The 21,819-nt window shown below is 61.1% G+C and carries 15 protein-coding genes and 1 other RNA gene; 5 read left to right on the top strand and 11 right to left on the bottom strand.

What is annotated here, in order from left to right; translation table 11 throughout:
- Window positions 1-64: 64 nt before the first annotated feature.
- Together fnr and ACXX83_RS05335 are read left to right on the top strand one after the other, a co-directional pair.
- On the top strand, window positions 65-799 hold the full coding sequence (gene fnr, locus ACXX83_RS05340) for a fumarate/nitrate reduction transcriptional regulator Fnr (RefSeq protein WP_015095997.1): 735 nt from the start codon (window positions 65-67) through the stop codon (window positions 797-799).
- 80 nt (window positions 800-879) lie between these two features.
- Window positions 880-1,428: an adenine phosphoribosyltransferase gene (locus tag ACXX83_RS05335; protein WP_015095998.1), complete on the top strand. Its 549-nt coding sequence runs from the start codon at window positions 880-882 to the stop codon at window positions 1,426-1,428.
- Between the two features lie 129 nt (window positions 1,429-1,557).
- Here the strand turns inward: ACXX83_RS05335 and ACXX83_RS05330 are convergent, their stop codons facing one another.
- The 5 genes from ACXX83_RS05330 to dnaX all read right to left on the bottom strand — a co-directional run bounded on the left by ACXX83_RS05330 (window position 1,558) and on the right by dnaX (window position 7,367).
- The gene (locus ACXX83_RS05330) at window positions 1,558-2,706 is read right to left on the bottom strand and encodes an acyl-CoA dehydrogenase family protein (protein WP_458547749.1); all 1,149 of its coding nucleotides are present in this window, start codon (window positions 2,704-2,706) and stop codon (window positions 1,558-1,560) included.
- Window positions 2,707-2,889: 183 nt separating this feature from the next.
- Window positions 2,890-3,492 (bottom strand): recombination mediator RecR, encoded by a 603-nt coding sequence (recR, locus tag ACXX83_RS05325; protein WP_008050204.1) that lies wholly within the window; start codon window positions 3,490-3,492, stop codon window positions 2,890-2,892.
- Between the two features lie 79 nt (window positions 3,493-3,571).
- Window positions 3,572-4,606 carry an NADPH-dependent curcumin/dihydrocurcumin reductase gene (gene curA, locus ACXX83_RS05320; RefSeq protein ID WP_015096000.1) on the bottom strand — a complete coding sequence of 345 codons (1,035 nt, stop codon included), beginning with the start codon at window positions 4,604-4,606 and terminating at the stop codon, window positions 3,572-3,574.
- A 272-nt stretch (window positions 4,607-4,878) separates the two neighbouring features.
- Window positions 4,879-5,217: a YbaB/EbfC family nucleoid-associated protein gene (locus ACXX83_RS05315; RefSeq protein ID WP_007971455.1), complete on the bottom strand. Its 339-nt coding sequence runs from the start codon at window positions 5,215-5,217 to the stop codon at window positions 4,879-4,881.
- 65 nt (window positions 5,218-5,282) lie between these two features.
- Window positions 5,283-7,367 carry a DNA polymerase III subunit gamma/tau gene (dnaX, locus tag ACXX83_RS05310; RefSeq protein ID WP_458547748.1) on the bottom strand — a complete coding sequence of 695 codons (2,085 nt, stop codon included), beginning with the start codon at window positions 7,365-7,367 and terminating at the stop codon, window positions 5,283-5,285.
- Between the two features lie 123 nt (window positions 7,368-7,490).
- On the opposite strand from dnaX, the gene ACXX83_RS05305 reads away from it, so the two are divergent.
- Window positions 7,491-8,288: a substrate-binding periplasmic protein gene (locus ACXX83_RS05305; RefSeq protein WP_458547747.1), complete on the top strand. Its 798-nt coding sequence runs from the start codon at window positions 7,491-7,493 to the stop codon at window positions 8,286-8,288.
- Window positions 8,289-8,348: 60 nt separating this feature from the next.
- Here the strand turns inward: ACXX83_RS05305 and ffs are convergent.
- From ffs to ACXX83_RS05275, 6 genes are all read right to left on the bottom strand, one after another.
- Window positions 8,349-8,445: signal recognition particle sRNA small type (ffs, locus tag ACXX83_RS05300), an RNA gene on the bottom strand.
- A gap of 111 nt (window positions 8,446-8,556) precedes the next feature.
- Window positions 8,557-9,723 (bottom strand): zinc-binding metallopeptidase family protein, encoded by a 1,167-nt coding sequence (locus ACXX83_RS05295; protein WP_458547746.1) that lies wholly within the window; start codon window positions 9,721-9,723, stop codon window positions 8,557-8,559.
- Between the two features lie 173 nt (window positions 9,724-9,896).
- Window positions 9,897-12,254 carry an NAD-dependent DNA ligase LigA gene (ligA, locus tag ACXX83_RS05290; protein ID WP_458547745.1) on the bottom strand — a complete coding sequence of 786 codons (2,358 nt, stop codon included), beginning with the start codon at window positions 12,252-12,254 and terminating at the stop codon, window positions 9,897-9,899.
- A gap of 139 nt (window positions 12,255-12,393) precedes the next feature.
- Complete coding sequence (zipA, locus tag ACXX83_RS05285; protein ID WP_007971469.1) at window positions 12,394-13,248, bottom strand: cell division protein ZipA; 855 nt, start codon at window positions 13,246-13,248, stop codon at window positions 12,394-12,396.
- A gap of 258 nt (window positions 13,249-13,506) precedes the next feature.
- Complete coding sequence (smc, locus tag ACXX83_RS05280) at window positions 13,507-16,995, bottom strand: chromosome segregation protein SMC (protein WP_458547744.1); 3,489 nt, start codon at window positions 16,993-16,995, stop codon at window positions 13,507-13,509.
- A 2-nt stretch (window positions 16,996-16,997) separates the two neighbouring features.
- Window positions 16,998-17,657 carry a GntR family transcriptional regulator gene (locus ACXX83_RS05275; protein WP_095965188.1) on the bottom strand — a complete coding sequence of 220 codons (660 nt, stop codon included), beginning with the start codon at window positions 17,655-17,657 and terminating at the stop codon, window positions 16,998-17,000.
- 267 nt (window positions 17,658-17,924) lie between these two features.
- On the opposite strand from ACXX83_RS05275, the gene xdhA reads away from it, so the two are divergent.
- Window positions 17,925-19,379 carry a xanthine dehydrogenase small subunit gene (gene xdhA / locus ACXX83_RS05270; RefSeq protein WP_095965186.1) on the top strand — a complete coding sequence of 485 codons (1,455 nt, stop codon included), beginning with the start codon at window positions 17,925-17,927 and terminating at the stop codon, window positions 19,377-19,379.
- Window positions 19,372-21,771: a xanthine dehydrogenase molybdopterin binding subunit gene (xdhB, locus tag ACXX83_RS05265; RefSeq protein WP_458547743.1), complete on the top strand. Its 2,400-nt coding sequence runs from the start codon at window positions 19,372-19,374 to the stop codon at window positions 21,769-21,771. The genes xdhA and xdhB overlap by 8 nt, the downstream gene beginning before the upstream one ends.
- Window positions 21,772-21,819 lie beyond the last annotated feature (48 nt).

Below are 21,819 nucleotides of genomic sequence, written 5' to 3'. Positions count from 1 at the left end.
CCTCGATCTCCTATGGTGAGTTACCCTTACGTCTTATGTGTGATTTCCCACAAGGATTGCAGAAATGTCCGAGCCAGTAAAACAGCGCGCTCATAATCAAGCCCATTGCAAGGATTGCAGCCTGGCTCCTCTTTGCCTGCCTCTTTCGCTGAATCTGGAAGACATGGATGCGCTGGACGAAATCGTCAAGCGCGGCCGGCCGCTGAAAAAAGGCGAGTTTCTGTTTCGCCAGGGCGATACCTTCGATTCTGTCTACGCCGTCCGTTCCGGCGCCCTCAAGACCTTCAGCCTGAGCGACAGCGGTGAAGAACAGCTCACCGGTTTCCACCTGCCCAGCGAACTGGTCGGCCTGTCGGGCATGGACACCGAAAAGCACCCGGTGTCGGCACAAGCCCTGGAAACCACTTCGGTGTGTGAAATTCCTTTCGAACGCCTCGACGAGCTGGCCCTGCAACTGCCGCAGTTGCGCCGTCAGTTGATGCGCGTGATGAGCCGCGAAATCCGTGACGACCAGCAGATGATGCTGCTGTTGTCGAAAAAGACCGCCGACGAACGCATCGCCACCTTCCTGGTCAACCTGTCGGCACGTTTCCGCGCCCGGGGTTTTTCCGCCAATCAGTTCCGCCTGAGCATGTCGCGCAACGAAATCGGCAACTACCTGGGCCTGGCGGTGGAAACCGTGTCCCGGGTCTTTACCCGCTTCCAGCAAAACGAGCTGATTGCGGCAGAAGGCAAGGAAATCCGGATTATCGACCCGATCCAGCTGTGCGCCCTGGCCGGTGGCTCACTGGAAGGCTGAAACAAAACGTTGCGGCTGAGCGCAACGGTTCAGCCGCCGTTATACTGCCTCGTTTGCAGCCCTGCCAGGACACCTAGACGATGGTCTTCGACTCCTTCGACATCAAATCCCTCATCCGCCCTGTCATCGACTTCCCGAAGCCGGGCGTGATCTTTCGCGACATCACCCCGCTGTTCCAGTCGCCCAAGGCCCTGCGCCTGGTGATGGACAGCTTTGCCCACCGTTACGTCGAGGCGGACTTCACCCACATCGGCGCGATGGACGCCCGTGGCTTCCTGATCGGTTCGGTACTGGCCTATCAGTTGAACAAGCCGCTGGTGCTGTTCCGCAAGCAAGGCAAGCTGCCGGCTGACGTGTTGGCCGAGGGCTATGCGACCGAATACGGCGAAGCCTTCCTGGAAGTGCACGCCGACAGCCTGTGCGAAGGTGACTCGGTGGTGATGTTCGATGACCTGATCGCGACCGGCGGCACCCTGATTGCCGCCGCCAACCTGATCCGCCGCATGGGCGCGCGAGTGCATGAAGCGGCGGCGATCATCGACCTGCCGGAGCTGGGTGGCTCGCAGCGCCTGGAAGACATGGGCATTCCTACGTTTTGCCTGACGCAGTTTGCGTTGACTGACATGTAAGCGGCGCCTGTCAGACCGCCATCGCGAGCAAGCTCGCTCCCACACTGGACTGTATTCTTCCTGAAAGAACACGATCAAATGTGGGAGCGAGCTTGCTCGCGATGGCGTCAGTAGCTTCACTACATCCCTTCAAAGCCCCATCTGCTTGCTGATGATCTCGTTCATCACTTCCCGCGTCCCGCCGCCAATCGACAAAATCCGGTTGTCGCGGTACAGCCGCTCCACCAGGCTCTCGCGCATGTATCCCAGCCCACCGAGTATCTGCACCGCATCGGTCACGATCCGGTCTGCGGTATCCGTCGCAAAATTCTTGGCCATGGAAATTTCCTTGATCACGCTCTGCCCCGCCGCCATCTTTGCCGCCTGGCGGTAAGTGAACTCCCGGGACACTTCCAGCCCGGTCGCCATCTCGGCGAGGCGATGCTTGATCACCTGAAACTTGCCGATCGGTTTGCCAAAGGCTTCACGCTGGCGCGCCCACTTCAGGCTTTCCTCCAGCGCCAGCTGTGCGGTCATGTTGGCCATCAGTGCCAGGGCCAGGCGTTCGCTCTGGAAATTGCCCATGATGCAGGCAAAGCCCATGTTCTCGGCGCCGATCAGGTTTCCCACGGGCACCGGGCAATCATCGAAGAACAGTTCGGCCGTGTCTGACGCCCACCAGCCCATTTTCTTCAGTTGCCGTCCTACGGTGAAACCGGGCGTACCCTTTTCGATCAGCAACAGGCTGATGCCGGAGAACCCCGGCTCACCGGTACGCACCGCGACAGTATAAAAGTCCGCACGCACGCCACTGGTGATAAAGGTTTTGCTGCCATTGACCCGGTAAAAGTCGCCGTCGCGCACGGCGCGGGTTTGCAGGTTGGCGACATCGGAGCCGCCGCCGGGCTCGGTGATGGCCAGGGCGCTGATCTTCTCTCCCGACAACACCTGGGGCAGCACACGATCCCGCACTTCGGGTCGGGCCCACTTGAGAATGGGCGGCAAGCCGATATCCAGCGACCCCAGGCCGGCCACCAGCCCGCCTGAGCCGCAGCGCATCAACTCTTCACTGGCGGCAACCTTGGCGAACAGATCCCCTTCGTGGCTGCCTCCGTAAGCTTCCGGGTACCCAATGCCGAGAATCCCCGCTGCGCCGGCTTTGAGGTAGAGCTCACGAGGGAAGCTTTCGGCTTCTTCCCACTGCTCGATATCAGGAAGAATCTCGCGCTCGACGAAACGTCTGACGCTGTCGCGGACCAATTGGTGGCTGGGGTCGAAGTATTCCTGAAAGGCAGACATCGGCGAGCTCCACTGAAGGGGTCAGTGAAGTTAACCGAGCGCTTGCTTGGTTTTCAACAGGATTGTGTGAATCAGCGACTCCGAGGTGCGCCCTTCGCGAGCAAGCCCGCTCCCACATTTGGAATGCAATCCCCTGTGGGAGCGGGCTTGCTCGCGAAGGCGTCAGTAAAGACACCGCACAACTCAGAGCGAAATCGGCTTACGCCCGGCAAACGAATGCGCCAGCGTGCCGCCATCCACCAGCTCCAGTTCACCACCGAGCGGCACGCCATGGGCGATACGCGAGGCGATCAGGCCTTTGCTGCTGAGCAACTGGGCGATGTAATGCGCTGTGGCTTCACCTTCCACGGTCGGGTTGGTCGCCAGGATGACTTCGGCGAAGGTGCCGGCCTCTTCGATCCGCGCCATCAATTGCGGAATGCCGATGGCTTCCGGCCCCAGACCGTCGAGCGGCGACAGATGCCCCTTGAGCACGAAGTAGCGCCCGCGGAAACCGGTCTGCTCCACCGCATAGACATCCATCGGGCCTTCCACCACGCAGAGCAAGGTGTCGTCGCGACGGGTATCGGCGCATTGCGGGCAGAGATCATCTTCGGTCAGCGTACGGCACAAGCGACAGTGACCGACCCCTTCCATGGCCTGGCTCAAGGCCAGCGCCAGGCGCGAGCCGCCGCTGCGGTCACGCTCGAGCAACTGCAACGCCATGCGCTGGGCGGTTTTCTGACCCACGCCAGGCAAAATTCGCAGGGCGTCGATCAGTTGGCGAATCAAAGGGCTGAAGCTCATGGTGGAAAAGTCCGACAAAACAACGAGACGCGGTTTATACCCGCGCCTCGGTTAAGCGTCAAATTGCAGCGTCGATTACTCAGTCCCGGGAAACCCGAACCACCAGTTTGCCGAAGTTGCGCCCCTCCAGCATGCCGATGAACGCGTCGGGAGCCTGCTCCAGACCATCGACCACGTCTTCGCGGAATTTCACCTTGCCATCACGTACCCAGGGCGCCATGGCACTGAGGAATTCCGGCTGGCGATCACCATAGTCATCGAACACGATGAAACCCTGGATGCGCACCCGCTTGGTCAACAGGGTGCGCTGCAACAGGGGCAGGCGATCCGGCCCGCTCGGCGCTTCATGGGCGTTATAGGAGGCAATCAGGCCGCACAGTGGAATCCGTGCCTTGGGATTGAGCAATGGCACCACAGCGTCGAAGACCTTGCCACCGACGTTTTCGTAGTAGATGTCGATGCCCTTGCCGCAGGCCTTGGCCAGTTCATCGGCAAAGTCAGGGCTCTTGTGGTCGATGCAGGCGTCGAAGCCCAGTTCGTCGACCACATAACGGCACTTGTCCGCCCCGCCGGCCACGCCGACCACACGCAGCCCCTTGATCTTCGCCACTTGGCCGACCACCGAACCCACAGCGCCTGAGGCCGCTGCAACCACCAGGGTTTCGCCGGCCTGAGGCTGGCCGATGTCCATCAGGCCCATGTACGCGGTCATGCCCGGCATTCCCAGCACCCCAAGGGCCATCGATGCACTGGGCAATCCCGACGGCACCGGGATGATGCTGCGCCCGTCATTGATGCTGTGGCTTTGCCAACCGGTGGCACCAACCACCAGGTCTCCTTCCTGAAACTTCGGATTGAGCGAGCGTTCGACCCGACTGACCGCACCGCCGGTCATCACTTCGCCGATTTCCACCGGTGCGGCGTAGGACGGCGCGTCGCTCATGCGTCCGCGCATGTAAGGATCCAGCGACAGGAAAACTGTCTTGAGCAGCACCTGACCGTCGGCCAGTTCCGGCAACGCCACCCGCTCCATGCGGAAGTTTTCCGGCGTTGGCGCGCCGACCGGGCGTGAAGCCAGGACAATGCGTTGATTGAGGGTCATGGGGTCGGACATGGCAGCGTCTCCTGTGATCGATGGGGTTGGGTGATATAGGGAGCAGACCTTTGTGGCGGTATGGCGTTCGATGTGTTTTCAGTTGCACCGGGGCGACCTCATCGCGAGCAAGCTCGCTCCCACAGGGGATTCTCGCCGTACACAAATCCCCTGTGGGAGCGAGCTTGCTCGCGATGACGACACTTCAGACACCACATTTCCAATGCCAGAAACAAAAATGCCAGGCGCAATGCCTGGCATTTTTTGTAGCTCATCTGCCGCCTGAAGGCGAATCAGAATGGCAGTTTCATGCCCGGCGGCAGTTGCATGCCGGCAGTCATGCTGCCCATCTTGTCCTGGCTGTTGGCTTCGATCTTGCGCACGGCATCGTTGACCGCGGATGCGATAACCGCTTCCAGCATTTCCTTGTCGTCTTCGCTCATGCCTTCGACCAGGCTCGGGTCGATGGTCACGCTCTTGACGTCATGGCGACCGGTCATCACCACGGTGACCATATCGCCACCGGCCTTACCGGTGACTTCGGCGTTGGCCAGCTCTTCCTGCATCTTGGCCATTTTTTCCTGCATCTGCTGCGCCTGCTTCATCAGGCCGGCCATGCCACCTTTCATCATGGTAATCACCTCAAAAGTACTTGGATCAAAACAGCGCCCGGCGGAGTGTAGCCGAGCGCCTTCAGTTATGAGCCCTGGGTGACCAGGGCGTCGACAGGTTCAATAGTATCGTTACGGACCACCGCACCGAACTGCTGCATCATTTGCTGGATGAACGGATCGCCGTGGATCGATTCCTCTGCCTCGCGCTGACGGTTGGCGCGGCGGCGCGAAGCCGCTTGTGCCGGGGTTTCCTGCTCGGGCTTGATCAGCTCGATGCTCAGGGTCAGCGTCCGCTGGTGATACTGGTTCAACGCATCGTTGAGGCGACGCTGCTGAGTGGCGTTGAACAAGGCACTGTGGGCCGGGTCCAGGTGCATCAGCCAATTGTCGCCATCCACCGCGATCAGCGTGCAGTTGGCGGCGATGCTGCCGGTCATGCCGGAAATCGGCAATTTCGGGAACAGCTCCAGCCATTGCAGGGCCAGACCGGTGGCCGGCATTGCCGCGGGCTCAGGCTCGGGCTCCGGAGCCGGGTCGGCGGCATGCTCGCTGGCCAGTTCGTCGAGGTAACTGTAGGCCGAATCCATGTCCGGTTCGATGTAATCCTCGTCCAGCGGCGGCTCGTCATCCAGGTCCATGCCCGGCGTTGCGGCATCGACGTCGGCCACCGAAGGCTCCGGAATTGGCGCGGCGGCCCACTCCGGGGCGTCCGGCACCACGCTGTCCGGCGTCGGCAACGGCATCGGCGGTAATTCGGGTTGTTCGCTGGCGGTTTCCAGCACCGGCTCCACCGCCGGTTGCTGAACAGGGGCAGGCTCGACCGGGTCATTCCACGGCAGGTCGACCACCTCTTCGACCACGACCGCTTCAACCACGGGCACAGGCGCAGGTTCTGGCACAACGACCGGCGCCACCGGTTCCGGTGCTGGCGCAGGAGCTGCCACTGGCGCAGCCGCAATCGGTGCAACGGCCGCAGCGGCTAACGGCGCAACAACCTGCGCGGCAGCCACTGAGTTTGCGGAATCAACTGTGGCCTGGCTGATCCCCACTGGCTTTAGCGGTTGCCTCGGGGCATCCGCGGTGTCTGCGGGCCGGAACGCCAGCATCCGCAGCAACACCATTTCAAAACCGCCCCGGGGATCCGGCGCCAGCGGCAAGTCGCGGCGGCCGATCAGGCCCATCTGGTAGTAGAACTGCACGTCTTCGGCCGGCAAGGCCTGGGCCAGTGCCAGCACGCGATCACGGTCGCCGTGACCGTTATCGACACCTTCCGGCAAGGCCTGGGCGATGGCAACGCGGTGCAGCACATTGAGAATTTCCGAGAGCACGCCATTCCAGTCCGGGCCTTGTTCGGCCAGGTGGCGGACGGCTTCGAGCAACGCCCTGGCATCGCCTTCGATCAGCGCATGCAGGACGTCGTAGACCTGCCCGTGATCGAGGGTTCCGAGCATCGCCCGCACATCGGCGGCCAGCACCTTGCCTTCACCGAAGGCAATCGCCTGGTCGGTCAGGCTCATGGCATCACGCATCGAACCGTCGGCAGCACGGCCCAGCAACCACAGTGCATCGTCTTCGAACGGCACGTTCTCGACACCCAGCACGTGGGTCAAGTGCTCGACAACCCGTTCCGGCGTCATGTTCTTCAGGGAGAACTGCAGGCACCGCGACAGAATCGTTGCCGGAAGTTTCTGCGGATCGGTGGTCGCCAGGATGAACTTGACGTAGGGTGGCGGCTCCTCGAGGGTTTTGAGCAGCGCGTTGAAGGAATGGCTGGAGAGCATGTGCACTTCGTCGATCAGGTAGACCTTGAAGCGCCCACGGCTCGGGGCGTACTGCACGTTGTCGAGCAATTCACGGGTATCTTCGACCTTGGTGCGGCTCGCGGCGTCGATCTCGATCAGGTCGACAAAGCGGCCTTCGTCGATTTCGCGACACACCGAACACTCGCCACAGGGGGTCGACGTGATACCTGTCTCACAGTTAAGGCATTTGGCAATGATCCGCGCGATGGTGGTCTTGCCGACCCCACGGGTACCGGTGAAGAGGTAGGCGTGGTGCAGCCGCTGGCTGTCCAAGGCATTGATCAGAGCCTTGAGCACATGGGTCTGGCCGACCATTTCGCGGAACGAGCGCGGACGCCATTTACGTGCAAGAACCTGATAACTCATCGAAAACCGTCGCAGCGAAGGAAGCAGAAGCGGCTAATGCTAGCGGAGCAAGGCACAAATTGCATCCGGTGCGCTCGTGTATTGTGGCTAAGCTGCACATCACAGGCATTTAACGGAGTGTTTATGCGGCTGGCCTTGGGGGCATTGCTGTTGATCAGCCTGGACGTCGCGGCGGCGCCAGCACCGCTGCGCTTCGTGATAACCGACAGCTGGAGCATGCCCATGGTGCAGCTTGAGCGGGGCAAACCGACCCAGGGCATCCTCTATGACATGATGCTCAGCCTCGCGACCCAGGTCGGCGTACCGGCCGAATTCCACGTATTGCCCCGCAGGCGCATACAAGGCGCCATGGAGCAAGGCGAGGTCGATGTCCGCTGTTATGCCGCGCAATCGTGGCTGCCTGAACAGCCTGGCGATTATCTCTGGAGCATCCCGCTCTTCACTCAGCCTGACGTGCTGATCACCCGGCATGCGCCGCCCGACGCAGTCAAACCCGCCGACTTACTGCAACAGCCCATAGGCACCGTGCTGGGCTACAGCTACCCGACCCTGCAGCCGCTGTTCGACAGCGGCCAACTGCAACGCGACGATGCGCGCAATCAGGAACAAGTGCTGGAAAAACTCCTGGCCGGCCGCAATCGCTATGCCGTCAGCAATCAATGGAGCCTGGACTGGTTCAATCACCGCCTGCTGCCGCAGCAGCAACTGCAAAGCGTGGCAGTACTGCAGGAAAACCGTCTCGGTTGCTACGTTCGCAACGACCCACAGGTCCCGGTGCAGAGCATTCTGCGCACCCTGGCGCGGATGAAGATGTCCGGGGAGATCGATGAAATTGTTCGGCTGTATATCGGTGGCGAGCCTGCGGCTGTGGATAAACCGCAAACGACGAAAAACCGCCCCGGAGAAGATCCTGGCAGCTAGCGAAAGTCTGTATTCAAGAAGATAACGCGAGAGAACACTCGCGTGGCGTTAAGGTGGTAACCCTACCAGCCACACCCCGGCACACAATGTCACCGCTGCGGCTGCTCCCTTCCAGGCCTGACCGGGTTCACGGCTGATCGTTGCGGGGGGACCGATAGGGTCACCATAACGACGCTCACCTGTCGGCGAGCCGCGCCATTGTACCTATCTGAGGCGAAGTTACAACCGTTGGTTTCGGATTAAAAACATGAGGGGCTTCAAGCACTTGCTATTGCGCCTCAAGCACCGCATCCGCCCTGCCGCCCGCCTGCTGAATCACCAGGTGAATGAAATGCAGCTTGGCAACGACAGCAGGCGGCAGGACGAAGGGGTAGAAATCCGGCTGCCCCATGCTGCGTGACAGCTCGTTGAGCATGCCGGCCAGTTCGATCCAGGCGTTGACGAACGACAAAAAAGCCGCGCCGCCGGGATGCTGCGGATCGTAGAGGGTTTGGGGTGGAAACGGCTGATAGTCGAAGTCCATTTCCCGGGCGCTCATGCCAAACCCCAGCGCGGTGTCCACGGCGTCCATCATGTGCAGGTAATGCGCCCAGGTTTCCGCCCAGTCTTCCCACGGGTGCATGGTCGCGTAGGCGCTGACGCAGTGCTGCTGCCAGTCGAGCGGCGCACCCTGCTGATAATGCCGTTCGAGGGCATCGGCGTAGCTCGCGCGCTCATCGCCAAACAAGCCGCGAAACGGCTCAAGCCAATGGCTATGGGCGATCAATCGGTCCCAGTAGTAATGCCCGACCTCGTGACGAAAATGCCCGAGCAACGTGCGATAGGGTTCGTGCATTTGCACCCGCACCTGCTCGCGGTGCGCGTCGTCCGCCTCCTTGATATCGAGGGTGATCAGGCCGTTGGCGTGGCCCGTGGTCGGCGGCTTGCCTTCAAGGTCGACGCCGATGAAATCGAAGGCAAGGCCAGCCTCTTCATCGACTTTCCTGGGAATCACCCGCAACCCCAGGCTGACCAGTTGTGCGACCAGGCGCCGCTTTGCGGTTTCCACCTTGCGCCAGCGCTCGTGATTTTCGGTGATCGACAGGTCGGGAATCGTGCGATTCAAGCTACAGGCCATGCACAAGGTTTCGTGGTGATTGGCCGCAAGCAGCCAGTTGCACGCAGCCGGTGAATCGAGGTTGGCACAGCGGCGGAACGCGCCCGCCTGCGGATCGGCGTCGAGCCACCAGGTGTCGGGGCGCTCGCCCGGTTGCAGGGAAGATAAACGACTTTGCTCAGGCTGATACCCAAGGGCTGCTGAACACGCCAGGCACTGGCTGTTGCGAAAGAACAGCGACTGCCCGCAACGACAGGACCAGACTTTGCTGTTGCGCGAGCTTTCGCCCATGAACGGTGCAGCGATGCGCGAACTGAGCTGTTCGAAGAAAGGGTGCATGGCGATCTCTTCCTGGGGCTTGCCAAGACTAGATCATTTCCGAGAGTTGATTGTTCCGGCTTTCTGCCAAGGTGCTGAAATCGCCTTCGCGAGCAAGCCCGCTCCCACATTCGATCGGATTCTTTCAGGAAGAACTCGGTTAAATGTGGGAGCGGGCTTGCTCGCGAATGGCTTCACACCGAAATATCGTGCTCGCGCAGAAACTCGACAAACGCCTCTTCATCCAGCACCTTCAACCCCAGCTCATTGGCCTTGGTCAACTTCGAACCGGCGCCCGGCCCTGCGACCACGCAATGGGTCTTGGCCGACACGGAGCCGGCGACCTTGGCCCCCAGGCTTTCGAGTTTGTCCTTGGCCACATCGCGGCTCATCAGCTCCAGCGAACCGGTCAGCACCCAGGTCTGCCCGGCCAGCGGCAGGCCTTCGACGACCTTTTTCTGGCTATCCCAGTGCATACCTAATTCCTGCAGTTGCGTCGACGCCGATATAGTTTTTTCTTTATTTTCGTCGTTAGCAAAGTAATCAAAAACAGAATTCGCCTGCTTTTCTGGCAAAGTTTGCCTCAAATCAAAAAGCTGAGCCGCGAAGATTTGATCTAACCCATCAAACTTTTCCGCCAACTTTTTAGCGCCACCGGGCCCAACTGAAGGGATATGCAACTTATCGATAAAGCCAGCAAACGTCGTACTGGCAGTTAGTGAAGCGGCCAATTCACCTTGATCCTGAATCTCTAGACCGTACTCAAGCAAATCAGCAATAACCTTCTGATTGTGTGCGTCTTTGAAAAAGCTGTGTATTTCATGTGCCACTTCCAATCCAATATCCGGCAACTCCGTAAGCACTAGTGGCAAGGCCTGCTGCACCCGTTCCAGCGAACCTAGGGAGCGCGCCAAAACCTTGGCCGTTTCCTCGCCGACATCGGGAATTCCCAGGGCGTAGATGAACCGCGCCAACCCCGGCTTCTTGCTGTCTTCAATGGCGCCGAGCAGGTTCTTGCTCGACAGCTCGGCAAAGCCTTCCAGATCGACGATCTGCTCGAACGTCAGGGCGTACAGATCGGCCGGCGAACTCACCAGGCCTTCGTCGACCAGTTGCTCGACGCTCTTCTCGCCCAGGCCTTCGATGTCCATGGCTCGACGGGAAACAAAGTGAATGATGGCCTGCTTGAGTTGCGCGCCACAGGCCAGGCGACCGACGCAGCGGTACACCGCGCCTTCGCTGACCGTCTCGCGACCCTTGCTGCGCTTGATCAGTTGTGTGCGCTCGACATGGGAGCCACACACCGGGCACTGCTCCGGGATCTGCACCGGCCGGGCGTTTTCCGGACGACGCTCCAGGACCACCTGCACCACTTGCGGAATCACGTCACCGGCGCGGCGAATGATCACCGTGTCGCCGATCATCAGGCCCAGGCGCGCCACTTCGTCCATGTTATGCAGCGTGGCATTGGCCACCGTGACGCCCGCGACCTTGACCGGCTTCAGACGCGCCACTGGTGTCACCGCACCGGTGCGGCCGACCTGGAATTCCACATCGAGCAGTTCGGTGAGCTCTTCCATCGCCGGGAATTTGTGGGCGATGGCCCAGCGCGGCTCACGGGCGCGAAAACCCAGTTCGCGCTGCGAAGCGATGCTGTTGACCTTGAACACCACGCCGTCGATTTCATAGGGCAGCGCATTGCGCCGCTCACCGATGTCGCGATAGTAATCCAGGCACTCGGCGATACCCTGCGCCAGCTTCAACTCATGGCTGATCGGCATGCCCCAAGCCTTGAGTTGCTGCAAATTGCCGATGTGCGTATCGGCAATGTCCGCCGACACCTGGCCGATGCCGTAGCAGCAGAATTCCAGTGGACGGTTGGCGGTGATCTTCGAATCCAGCTGGCGCAAGCTGCCCGCTGCTGCGTTGCGCGGGTTGGCGAAAGTCTTGCCGCCGACTTCCATTTGCGTGGCGTTGAGCCGTTCGAAACCGGCCTTGGACATGAACACTTCGCCGCGCACTTCCAGGGTCGCCGGCCAGCCAGTACCGTGCAGCTTGAGCGGAATGTTGCGCACGGTGCGCACGTTGACGCTGATGTCTTCGCCTGTCGTACCGTCGCCACGCGTGGCGCCGCGCACCAGGAGGCCATCCTGGTACAACAGGCTGACGGCCAGACCATCGAGCTTGGGCTCGCAGCTGTATTCGACTGTTGCGCCGCCACCGAACAGGTCGCCCGCCGGCAAGTCCAGACCTTCGATCACCCGGCGGTCGAACTCACGCATGTCGGTTTCTTCGAAGGCGTTGCCGAGGCTGAGCATCGGCACTTCGTGACGCACCTGGGTAAACGCCGACAGCGCCGCGCTGCCCACTCGCTGGGTGGGCGAGTCGCTGGTGATCAGCTCGGGATGGGCCGCTTCCAGCGCCTTGAGCTCGTTGAACAAGCGGTCGTATTCGACGTCCGGAATGCTCGGCTCGTCGAGCACGTGATAGCGATAGTTGTGCTGATCCAGCTCAGCGCGCAGCTCTAAAATGCGGTTCTTGGCGGCGGTCATGGGTGTTCTCTCGTAAAGCAAAAGAGCAGCCGAGGCTGCTCAATTTTCATATTTCGGCCCGGCAAGGGGCTGCATTTGTGGCGAGGGGGTTTACCCCTTCGCCACAAAAGCTCTCCTGACATAGAGAGCTCCGTTTGAATTAGCGCTTCTGGGTCAGGGCGCGGCGTTCGAATTCGACGATGCGCTGACGGTAGTGCTCAATCGTCTGGGCAGTCAGTACGCTGCGCTGGTCGTCCTTCAGTTCGCCGTTGAGCTCCTGGGACAATTTGCGCGCTGCGGCCACCATCACGTCGAAGGCTTGCTTCGGATGGCGAGGGCCTGGCAGCCCCAGGAAGAAACTTACCGCCGGGGTGCTGAAGTGGTCGATGTCGTCCAGGTCGAATACGCCCGGCTTGACGGCGTTGGCCATGGAGAACAGCACCTCGCCGTTGCCCGCCATGCTTTCGTGACGGTGGAAAATATCCATCTCGCCAAAACGCAGGCCGCTTTCCAGAATGTTCTGCAACAGCGCCGGGCCCTTGAAGCCGGCAGCGTCGCGGCAGATCACGCTGATCACCAGCACTTCTTCAGCTTGCGGCTGATCTTTTTCGCTGTGCGCAGGCGAAGACTTGGTGTCATCCGGGAAATCGTCGTCGCGACTGCTGAAGCTCGGGCCGCCATCCAGATCCAGGCTTAGGTTCATGTCGCCCTGGGACGGTTCGCTGTGGCCACGCTTGCCGCGCTTGGAGCCCGATTCACGAGGCTCGCGGGCCGGCATGCTCACCGACGGCAGGTCCTGCTCGTCCAGTTGCGGCTCTTTATGCGTATCCAGCACGCGCGGCGGGCCCAGCAGCTCGGCGCTGCTGTCCTCGTCCGGCAGGTTGGACAGACTTCGGTCAAGGCGGAATTTCAGTTTTCCCTTGCCGCCGCGCATACGGCGCCAGCCATCAAAAAGAATACCGGCAATGACAATAATGCCGATGACGATCAGCCACTCGCGCAGACCGATTTCCATGTAATCCCGTGCCTCTATAAAAAATGCTGAAAAATAAGGGGTTTACAACCTGCAAACCGCTTTAAAACGTGGCGCCAACTCTATGTTCTGACAGGCGTTTTGCCCACGTATACGAAAAATTGACATTAAACTAGCACGACCAAAGGCAACTTTACACCGTCTACCACCTTGGCTAGCGCGAATATGTCGATTGGCCAGCAAGTCGAAGCGAGGAAAAGAGTCCTACAACCCATAAACACGCCTTCCTGCAACCACGACTCAGGCATCCACCATCGCCATCGCCTCCTCGACATCCACCGCCACCAGACGTGAACAACCGGGTTCGTGCATCGTCACCCCCATCAGTTGATCGGCCATTTCCATGGCGATCTTGTTGTGGGTGATATAGATGAACTGCACTGACTGCGACATCTCTTTAACCAATTTTGCGTAGCGTCCAACGTTAGCGTCATCCAGTGGCGCGTCAACTTCATCGAGCATGCAGAACGGCGCCGGATTCAACTTGAAGATCGCAAAAACCAGGGCCAATGCGGTCAGGGCTTTTTCGCCACCGGAGAGCAAATGGATGGTGCTGTTCTTCTTTCCGGGCGGCTGCGCCATGATTGTCACCCCTGTATCGAGTAGATCTTCGCCCGTCAGTTCCAAATACGCGCGGCCTCCACCGAAAACTTTTGGGAAAAGCGCCTGTAAACCGCCATTGATCTGATCAAAGGTATCCTTGAAGCGGTTGCGGGTTTCCTTGTCGATCTTGCGAATCACGTTCTCAAGGGTTTCAAGCGCTTCCACCAGATCGGCGTCCTGGGCATCCAGATAACGTTTACGCTCCGATTGTTGCTGGTACTCATCGATGGCCGCCAGGTTGATCGCGCCCAGACGCTGAATTCGCGCGGCGATGCGCTCGAGTTCATCCTCGGCTTCCTTCTCGCTGGCCTCGGCGGTCAATGTCGCGAGTACGCCGTGGAGATCGTAGCCGTCTTCCAGCAACTGGTCCTGCAAGGTCTTGCGGCGTACGGTCAGGGCTTGCCATTCCATGCGCTGGGTTTCGAGCTGGCTGCGAATCAACTGGGATTGCTGTTCGGCCTGGCTGCGGCGCTTCTCGGCGTCGCGCAATTCGCGGTCGGCGTCTTCGAGGGCGATCTGCGCGGTCTTGAGTTCCTCGTCAACGGTCATGCGCTTGTCGAGCAACTCCTCGAGTTTCAGGCGCAGCTCTTCCAGGGGGGCTTCGCCCTCCTCCAGATTGAGGCTCAGTTGTTCGCGCTTTTCGGTCAGGCGTTCGGACTGCATCTCCAGACGCTCCAGCGCCTGGCGAGTCGAATCGTGCTGCGCCTTGAGCGAACCCAGGCGCACCGCCAACTGATGGGCGTGATCCTTGTGTTGTCGCGCTTCCTGCCGCACCCGATCCAGGCGCTCGCGCAAACTGTCGCGCTGGGCCAGCAACAGCTCGCGCTGCTCGGTGTCCAGCGCCATGCTGTCGAGGGCTTCCTGCAGTTGCAGGCGCGCTTCACCGATGTTTTCGTGCTCCAGCGCGCGCTGCTCATCCAGCTCGATGAGCTCTTCGTCGAGGCGAGTACGGCGCAGGGTCAATTGCTCGGCCTTGGCTTTTCCGGCCGACAGCTGGGCTTTCAATTCACCTTGCTGGCGGGCTTCGTCTTGCAGCAAGCGGCGCAAATGTTCGCGGCCGTTTTCCTGCTGACGCTGCTGCGCCCTGAGATTCTGCAGTTGGGTTTCCAGGGTTTCGACGGCGGCTTCGCGCTCTTCGCGCTCAAGGCCCAGTTGCTGGATTTCCTGACCACGGGCGAGCACGCCGCTTTCCGCTTCACTGGCCCGACGCACGCGCAAAAAATGCCGACCGACCCAGTAACCGTCACGGCTGATCAGGCTCTGCCCGGCAGCCAATTGCCCGCGCAAGGCCAAGGCCTGCTCAAGGCTGTCGACCGGCTTGACCTGCCCCAGCCATGGCGACAGATCGATCTGCGCCTCGACCTTGTCCAGCAGGCTGCCCGGCACCCGTACGCCATCGCCGGCCGGGCTGAGCAAGCGCAAGTCGCCCTGGGCAAAGCCCGACAAATCGAAATCGTTGAAGTCGTCCACCAGCACCGCTTGCAGGTCGGCACCGAGCACGGTTTCCACCGCCAGCTCCCAACCGGCCTCGACCTTCAGGCCTTCGGCCAGACGCGGGCGATTCGCCAGGTTCTGTTCGCGCAGCCATTCAGCGGTGCCGGTGCCCGGATCGAGCGCGGCTTGCTGCAAGGCTTCGAGCGAAGCCAGTCGACCATTGAGCCGCTGCAAATCGCCCTGGGCCTGTTGTTGCGCCGTCAGCGTTTGCTGTAATTGCTGGCGCAGTTGCTCGAGCTTTTCGACCTGAGCCTCTTCACTGGTCTGCAAATCCTCGAGGGTCGCCTCGGACTCGGCGAGTTGCTCGCTGAGCTCCATGATCGCCGCGTCTTCCGGGTCCGCCGAGAGCAAGGCGCGCTCTTCGCCCAGGCGCTTCTGACGATCGGCCAGGCGCTCCAGGCTGGTTTCCAGCTGCTGGATCCGCGATTGCTGGACTTCGGCCTGACGGCGCGGTTCGGCGGCGGTGAGGTTGAACGTATCCCACTGCTCCTGCCAGCCATGCATGGTGGTTTCGGATTCTTCCAGCGCGGCGGCGGCCTCTTCGGCGGCGGCGCTGGTGACTTCCTGTTCCGGGGTCAGCATGTCCAGCTCTTCGCCCAGGGTCAGCAGCAGCGTGCGGTCATGACCGAGGTGGGATTCGGTTTCCAGGCGTGCGCGCTCGGCTTCCTTGAGGTCGTCCTGCAATTGCCGCAAGCGTTGCTGGCCGTGCTGGATGCTCTGCTCGACCCGGGCAATGTCACCGCCGACCGAGTAGAAGCGCCCTTGCACCAGATTGAAGCGTTCCGACAGGTCATGGTGCCCGTCACGCAGGCGCTCGATGCTCGCGTCGGCATTGCGCTGTTCGGCCACCAGGGCTTCGAAGGAAACCTCCTGGTTGCCGATGATCGCTTCACGCTGGCCGACCTGATCGTTCAACGCCTGCCAGCGCAGGGCCGACAGTTGCGCCTTGAGCTGGCGCTCCTCGCCCTTGTATTCCTGGTATTTCTTGGCGGCCTCGGCCTGGCGATGCAAGCGCTCGAGCTGACGCGTCAACTCTTCGCGCAGGTCGGTCAGGCGCTCCAGGTTCTCGTGGGTACGACGGATGCGGTTTTCGGTTTCGCGCCGGCGCTCCTTGTACTTGGAGATGCCCGCCGCTTCTTCGATGAAGTTGCGCAGGTCTTCGGGCTTGGACTCGATCAGTTTGGAGATCATCCCCTGCTCAATGATCGAGTAGCTGCGCGGGCCAAGGCCGGTGCCGAGGAAGATGTCGGTGATGTCACGACGCCGGCACTTGGTGCCGTTGAGGTAATAGGTGGTCTGGCTGTCGCGCGTCACTTTGCGGCGAATGGAAATTTCCGCGTAGGCGGCGTATTCGCCAAGCAGGGTGCCGTCGGAGTTATCGAACACCAGTTCGATGCTCGCCTGGCTCACCGGCTTGCGGCTGGTGGAGCCGTTGAAGATGACGTCGGTCATTGACTCGCCACGGAGGTTCTTCGCCGAACTCTCACCCATTACCCAGCGAACGGCGTCGATGATGTTCGATTTGCCGCAGCCATTGGGCCCGACCACCGCCGCCATGTTGCTGGGGAAGTTCACCGTGGTCGGATCGACGAAGGACTTGAACCCCGCCAGCTTGATGCATTTGAGCCGCACGCTCAGGCGTCCGTCAGGGCGGAGATCACCAGATCGCAACTGCGCTGGCCGTAGGCGGTCAGCACGGTGCGGATCTGTGCAAAGTCACGGGCGATCACGGCCGCGAGCAGGCGTTCGAACAGCTCCAGGTATTCGCTCATCGACGCCTTGCGCTGGTCCAGGGCAAGGAAATAGGCACGGCTCATGGCCGGCTGCAGATTCTCGACGGTTTCCTGCAGGTACGGGTTGTTGGCAAACCCGTACGTGGCGCGCATCACGCTGAAACTGTCGTCGACGAAGGTGTGGATGTCCTGGCGCTCGTAGCTGGCGGTCAGGCGCTGCTGGATCTGCACGAACGGCGCCAGGTCGGCCTGGACTTTCCAGCCGCTGGCCACGGCGTTGGCCAGCAGGATGTACATCTCGCTCATCAGCGTGCACAGGCTCTGCACCTTGTGCGGCGTGAGCTCGGTGACGTGGGCGCCACGTCGCGGCAGGATCGCGATCAGGTGCCGACGCTCGAGGATCAGCAAGGCCTCGCGGACCGAACCACGGCTGACATTGAGGGCCAGCGTGACCTTCTGTTCCTGGATGCGCTCCCCGGGCTTCATTTCGCCGCGAATGATGCGTTCGGCGAGGTGGTGAGCGATTTGCTCGGCGAGGCTGTCCGGCGCCTTGAACGTCATGGTTGTCCTTCAAACTCTTTGATCTGTACAAGCGGCGCAGTGTAGCGCAATTGCTGCGTCAGGGCGCAGTGCCCGCCCGGAGGTTTTTGGCACGATTCAAGCAAAAAAGCAGGCTATCGAACCAACGACAATAATTAAGGAACAAGGGGTTGATCGACAAAATGCAATTTCCTGACCCTTAAGTCAGAAAATCATTGACCGAAAAGTCAGACCTGCTAAATTCGGTTCCTATCGGTTAACAACAATAATGAGTCTGCGAGGCCTTCCGTGATCCAGTTTTTACTAAACCAGGAACTCCGTAGCGAGCACGCCCTGGACCCGAACCTGACCGTGCTCAATTATCTGCGCGACCATGTGGGCAAACCCGGCACCAAAGAAGGCTGCGCCAGCGGTGACTGCGGCGCCTGCACCGTGGTCGTCGGCGAATTGCAGACCGATGACGAAGGCCGCGAACACATTCGCTATCGCAGCCTCAACTCATGCCTGACATTCGTATCGTCCCTGCACGGCAAACAACTGATCAGCGTTGAAGACCTCAAGCACAAAGGTGAACTGCACAGCGTGCAGAAAGCCATGGTCGAGTGCCACGGCTCGCAATGCGGCTTCTGCACCCCCGGCTTCGTGATGTCGCTGTTTGCCCTGCAAAAGAACAGCGATGCACCGGATCATGCCAAGGCCCACGAAGCACTGGCCGGCAATCTTTGCCGCTGCACCGGTTACCGTCCGATCCTGGAAGCCGCCGAGCAGTCCTGCTGTGGCAAGCAGCCGGACCAGTTCGACGCCCGCGAGGCCGACACCATCGCGCGCCTCAAAGCCATTGCCCCAACCGATATCGGCGAACTCAACAGCGGCGACAAACGCTGCCTGGTGCCGCTGACCGTGGCCGACCTGGCCGACCTCTACGACGCCTATCCACAGGCCCGCCTGCTGGCTGGCGGTACCGACCTGGCGCTGGAAGTCACGCAGTTCCACCGCACACTTCCGGTGATGATCTACGTCGGCAACGTCGCCGAGATGAAACGCATCGAGCGCTTTGACGATCGCCTGGAAATCGGCGCCGCCACCGCCCTTTCCGATTGCTACGAAGCCCTGAACGCCGAGTACCCGGACTTCGGTGAATTGCTGCACCGCTTTGCGTCCCTGCAGATCCGCAATCAGGGCACCCTGGGCGGCAACATCGGCAACGCCTCGCCGATTGGTGACTCGCCGCCCCTGCTGATCGCCCTCGGCGCGCAAATCGTGCTGTGCAAAGGCGAAACCCGCCGCACCCTGGCGCTGGAAGATTACTTCATCGATTACCGCGTCACGGCGCGCCAGGAAAGCGAGTTCATCGAGAAGATCATCGTGCCCCGCGCCAGCGTCGAAAAACTGTTCCGCGCCTACAAGGTTTCCAAGCGCCTGGACGATGACATTTCCGCCGTGTGTGCTGCCTTCAACATTCGCCTGGAAAACGGCGTGGTCGCTGAAGCCCGCGTCGCCTTCGGCGGCATGGCGGCCATCCCGAAACGCGCCGCCGCCTGCGAAGCCGCGCTGCTCGGCTCGCCCTTCAACAACGCTACTGTCGAACGCGCCTGCGCCGCCCTGGGCGAAGACTTCACGCCGCTCTCGGACTTCCGCGCCAGCAAGGAATATCGCCTGCTCAGCGCGCAGAACCTGCTGCGCAAATACTTCATCGAACTGCAAACACCGCACATCGAGACCCGGGTGACCGCTTATGTCTAATCATCACGCCGTAGAGAAGACCCAAGCCGAATTGGCTGAACTGTTCGCCAAGGACCTGACCACCGGTGTCGGCCGCGCCGTCAAGCACGACAGCGCCGCCAAGCATGTCGCCGGTGAAGCGCAGTACATCGACGATCGCCTGGAATTCCCGAACCAGTTGCACGTATATGCGCGCATGTCGGACCGTGCCCACGCCCGGATCATCAGCATCGACACCTCGCCCTGCTACGCCTTCGAAGGCGTGCGCATCGCCATCACCCACGAAGACGTGCCGGGCCTGAAGGACATCGGTCCGTTGCTGCCGGGCGATCCGCTGCTGGCGATCGACACCGTGCAGTTCGTCGGCCAGCCGGTGGTCGCCGTTGCCGCGAAAGACCTGGAAACCGCGCGCAAGGCGGCCATGGCCGCGATCATCGAATATGAAGATCTGGAACCTGTGCTGGACGTGGTCGAAGCCCTGCGCAAGCGCCACTTCGTACTCGACAGCCACACCCACAAGCGCGGCGATTCGGCCACGGCGTTGGCCACTGCCGAGCACCGCATCCAGGGCACCCTGCACATCGGCGGCCAGGAGCACTTCTACCTGGAAACCCAGATCTCTTCGGTGATGCCGACCGAAGACGGCGGCATGATCGTCTACTGCTCCACGCAGAACCCCACCGAAGTACAGAAGCTGGTGGCCGAAGTACTGGACGTGTCGATGAACAAGATCGTCGTCGACATGCGCCGCATGGGCGGTGGTTTCGGCGGCAAGGAAACCCAGGCGGCGAGCCCCGCGTGCCTGTGCGCGGTGATCGCGCACCTCACCGGCCAGCCGACCAAGATGCGCCTGCCGCGGGTCGAAGACATGCTGATGACCGGCAAGCGTCACCCCTTCTATGTCGAGTACGACGTCGGCTTCGACAGCACCGGCCGCCTGCACGGCATCAACCTGGAACTGGCCGGCAACTGCGGTTGCTCCCCTGACCTGTCGGCGTCGATCGTCGACCGCGCAATGTTCCACTCGGACAATTCGTATTACCTGGGCGACGCGACCATCAACGGTCACCGCTGCAAGACCAACACCGCGTCGAACACCGCCTACCGTGGTTTCGGCGGACCGCAAGGCATGGTCGCCATCGAAGAAGTGATGGACGCCATCTCCCGCCATCTGGCCCTGGATCCTTTGGCCGTGCGCAAGGCCAACTACTACGGCAAGACCGAGCGCAACGTCACCCACTACTACCAGACCGTCGAGCACAACATGCTCGAGGAGATGACCGCCGAACTGGAAGAAAGCAGCCAGTACGCCGAACGTCGCGAAGCAATCCGTCGCTACAACGCCAACAGCCCGATCCTGAAAAAAGGCCTGGCGCTGACCCCGGTGAAGTTCGGCATTTCCTTCACCGCCAGCTTCCTCAACCAGGCCGGTGCTCTGGTGCACGTCTACACCGACGGCAGCATCCACCTGAACCACGGCGGCACCGAAATGGGCCAGGGCCTGAACACCAAGGTCGCGCAGGTCGTGGCCGAAGTGTTCCAGGTGGAAATGGACCGCGTACAGATCACCGCGACCAACACCGACAAAGTGCCGAACACCTCGCCGACTGCCGCGTCCAGCGGTGCCGACCTGAACGGCAAGGCTGCGCAGAACGCCGCCGAAACCATCAAGCAGCGCCTGGTGGAATTCGCCGCGCGCCAGTACAAGGTCAGCGAAGAAGACGTGGAGTTCCACAACGGCCACGTGCGGGTCCGCGATCACATCCTGACCTTCGAAGCGTTGATCCAGCAGGCGTATTTCGCCCAGGTGTCGCTGTCGAGCACCGGGTTCTACAAGACCCCGAAAATCTATTACGACCGCAGCCAGGCCCGTGGTCGGCCGTTCTACTACTTCGCCTTTGGCGCGGCGTGCTGCGAAGTGCTGGTCGATACCCTGACCGGCGAATACAAGATGCTGCGCACTGACATCCTCCACGACGTCGGCGCCTCGCTGAACCCGGCCATCGACATCGGTCAGGTCGAGGGCGGTTTCATCCAGGGCATGGGCTGGCTGACCATGGAAGAGCTGGTGTGGAACAACAAGGGCAAGCTGATGACCAACGGCCCGGCCAGCTACAAGATCCCGGCCGTGGCGGACATGCCGCTGGACCTGCGGGTGAAGCTGGTGGAAAACCGCAAGAACCCGGAAGACACGGTGTTCCACTCCAAAGCCGTGGGCGAGCCGCCGTTCATGCTCGGCATCGCTTCGTGGTGTGCGATCAAGGACGCCGTGGCGAGCCTGGGTGATTACAGGCATCAACCGAAAATCGACGCACCGGCGACTCCGGAGCGGGTGTTGTGGGGCTGTGAGCAGATGCGCCGGTTGAAAGTGGCGAAGGCTGTCGAGGCGGAGACCGAGTTGGCTTCGCTTTAAGACCGAGGTGCGGCCTTCGCGAGCAAGCCCGCTCCCACATTGAAATGC

It is taken from the genome of Pseudomonas sp. GNP012 (assembly GCF_054343835.1).
This window is presented reverse-complemented; position numbering and strand designations above follow the sequence as displayed.

Excerpts from the sequence above, each read along its gene's own strand:
- ACXX83_RS05275 (WP_095965188.1), bottom strand. The coding sequence starts at position 17,657 with ATGACGTTCAAGGCGCCGGACAGCCTCGCCGAGCAAATCGCTCACCAC.
- ACXX83_RS05305 (WP_458547747.1), top strand. The coding sequence starts at position 7,491 with ATGCGGCTGGCCTTGGGGGCATTGCTGTTGATCAGCCTGGACGTCGCG.
- ACXX83_RS05315 (WP_007971455.1), bottom strand. The coding sequence starts at position 5,217 with ATGATGAAAGGTGGCATGGCCGGCCTGATGAAGCAGGCGCAGCAGATG.
- ligA (WP_458547745.1), bottom strand. The coding sequence starts at position 12,254 with ATGACCGCCGCCAAGAACCGCATTTTAGAGCTGCGCGCTGAGCTGGAT.
- xdhB (WP_458547743.1), top strand. The coding sequence starts at position 19,372 with ATGTCTAATCATCACGCCGTAGAGAAGACCCAAGCCGAATTGGCTGAA.
- dnaX (WP_458547748.1), bottom strand. The coding sequence starts at position 7,367 with ATGAGTTATCAGGTTCTTGCACGTAAATGGCGTCCGCGCTCGTTCCGC.
- zipA (WP_007971469.1), bottom strand. The coding sequence starts at position 13,248 with ATGGAAATCGGTCTGCGCGAGTGGCTGATCGTCATCGGCATTATTGTC.
- recR (WP_008050204.1), bottom strand. The coding sequence starts at position 3,492 with ATGAGCTTCAGCCCTTTGATTCGCCAACTGATCGACGCCCTGCGAATT.
- ACXX83_RS05335 (WP_015095998.1), top strand. The coding sequence starts at position 880 with ATGGTCTTCGACTCCTTCGACATCAAATCCCTCATCCGCCCTGTCATC.
- fnr (WP_015095997.1), top strand. The coding sequence starts at position 65 with ATGTCCGAGCCAGTAAAACAGCGCGCTCATAATCAAGCCCATTGCAAG.
- ACXX83_RS05330 (WP_458547749.1), bottom strand. The coding sequence starts at position 2,706 with ATGTCTGCCTTTCAGGAATACTTCGACCCCAGCCACCAATTGGTCCGC.
- ACXX83_RS05295 (WP_458547746.1), bottom strand. The coding sequence starts at position 9,723 with ATGCACCCTTTCTTCGAACAGCTCAGTTCGCGCATCGCTGCACCGTTC.
- curA (WP_015096000.1), bottom strand. The coding sequence starts at position 4,606 with ATGTCCGACCCCATGACCCTCAATCAACGCATTGTCCTGGCTTCACGC.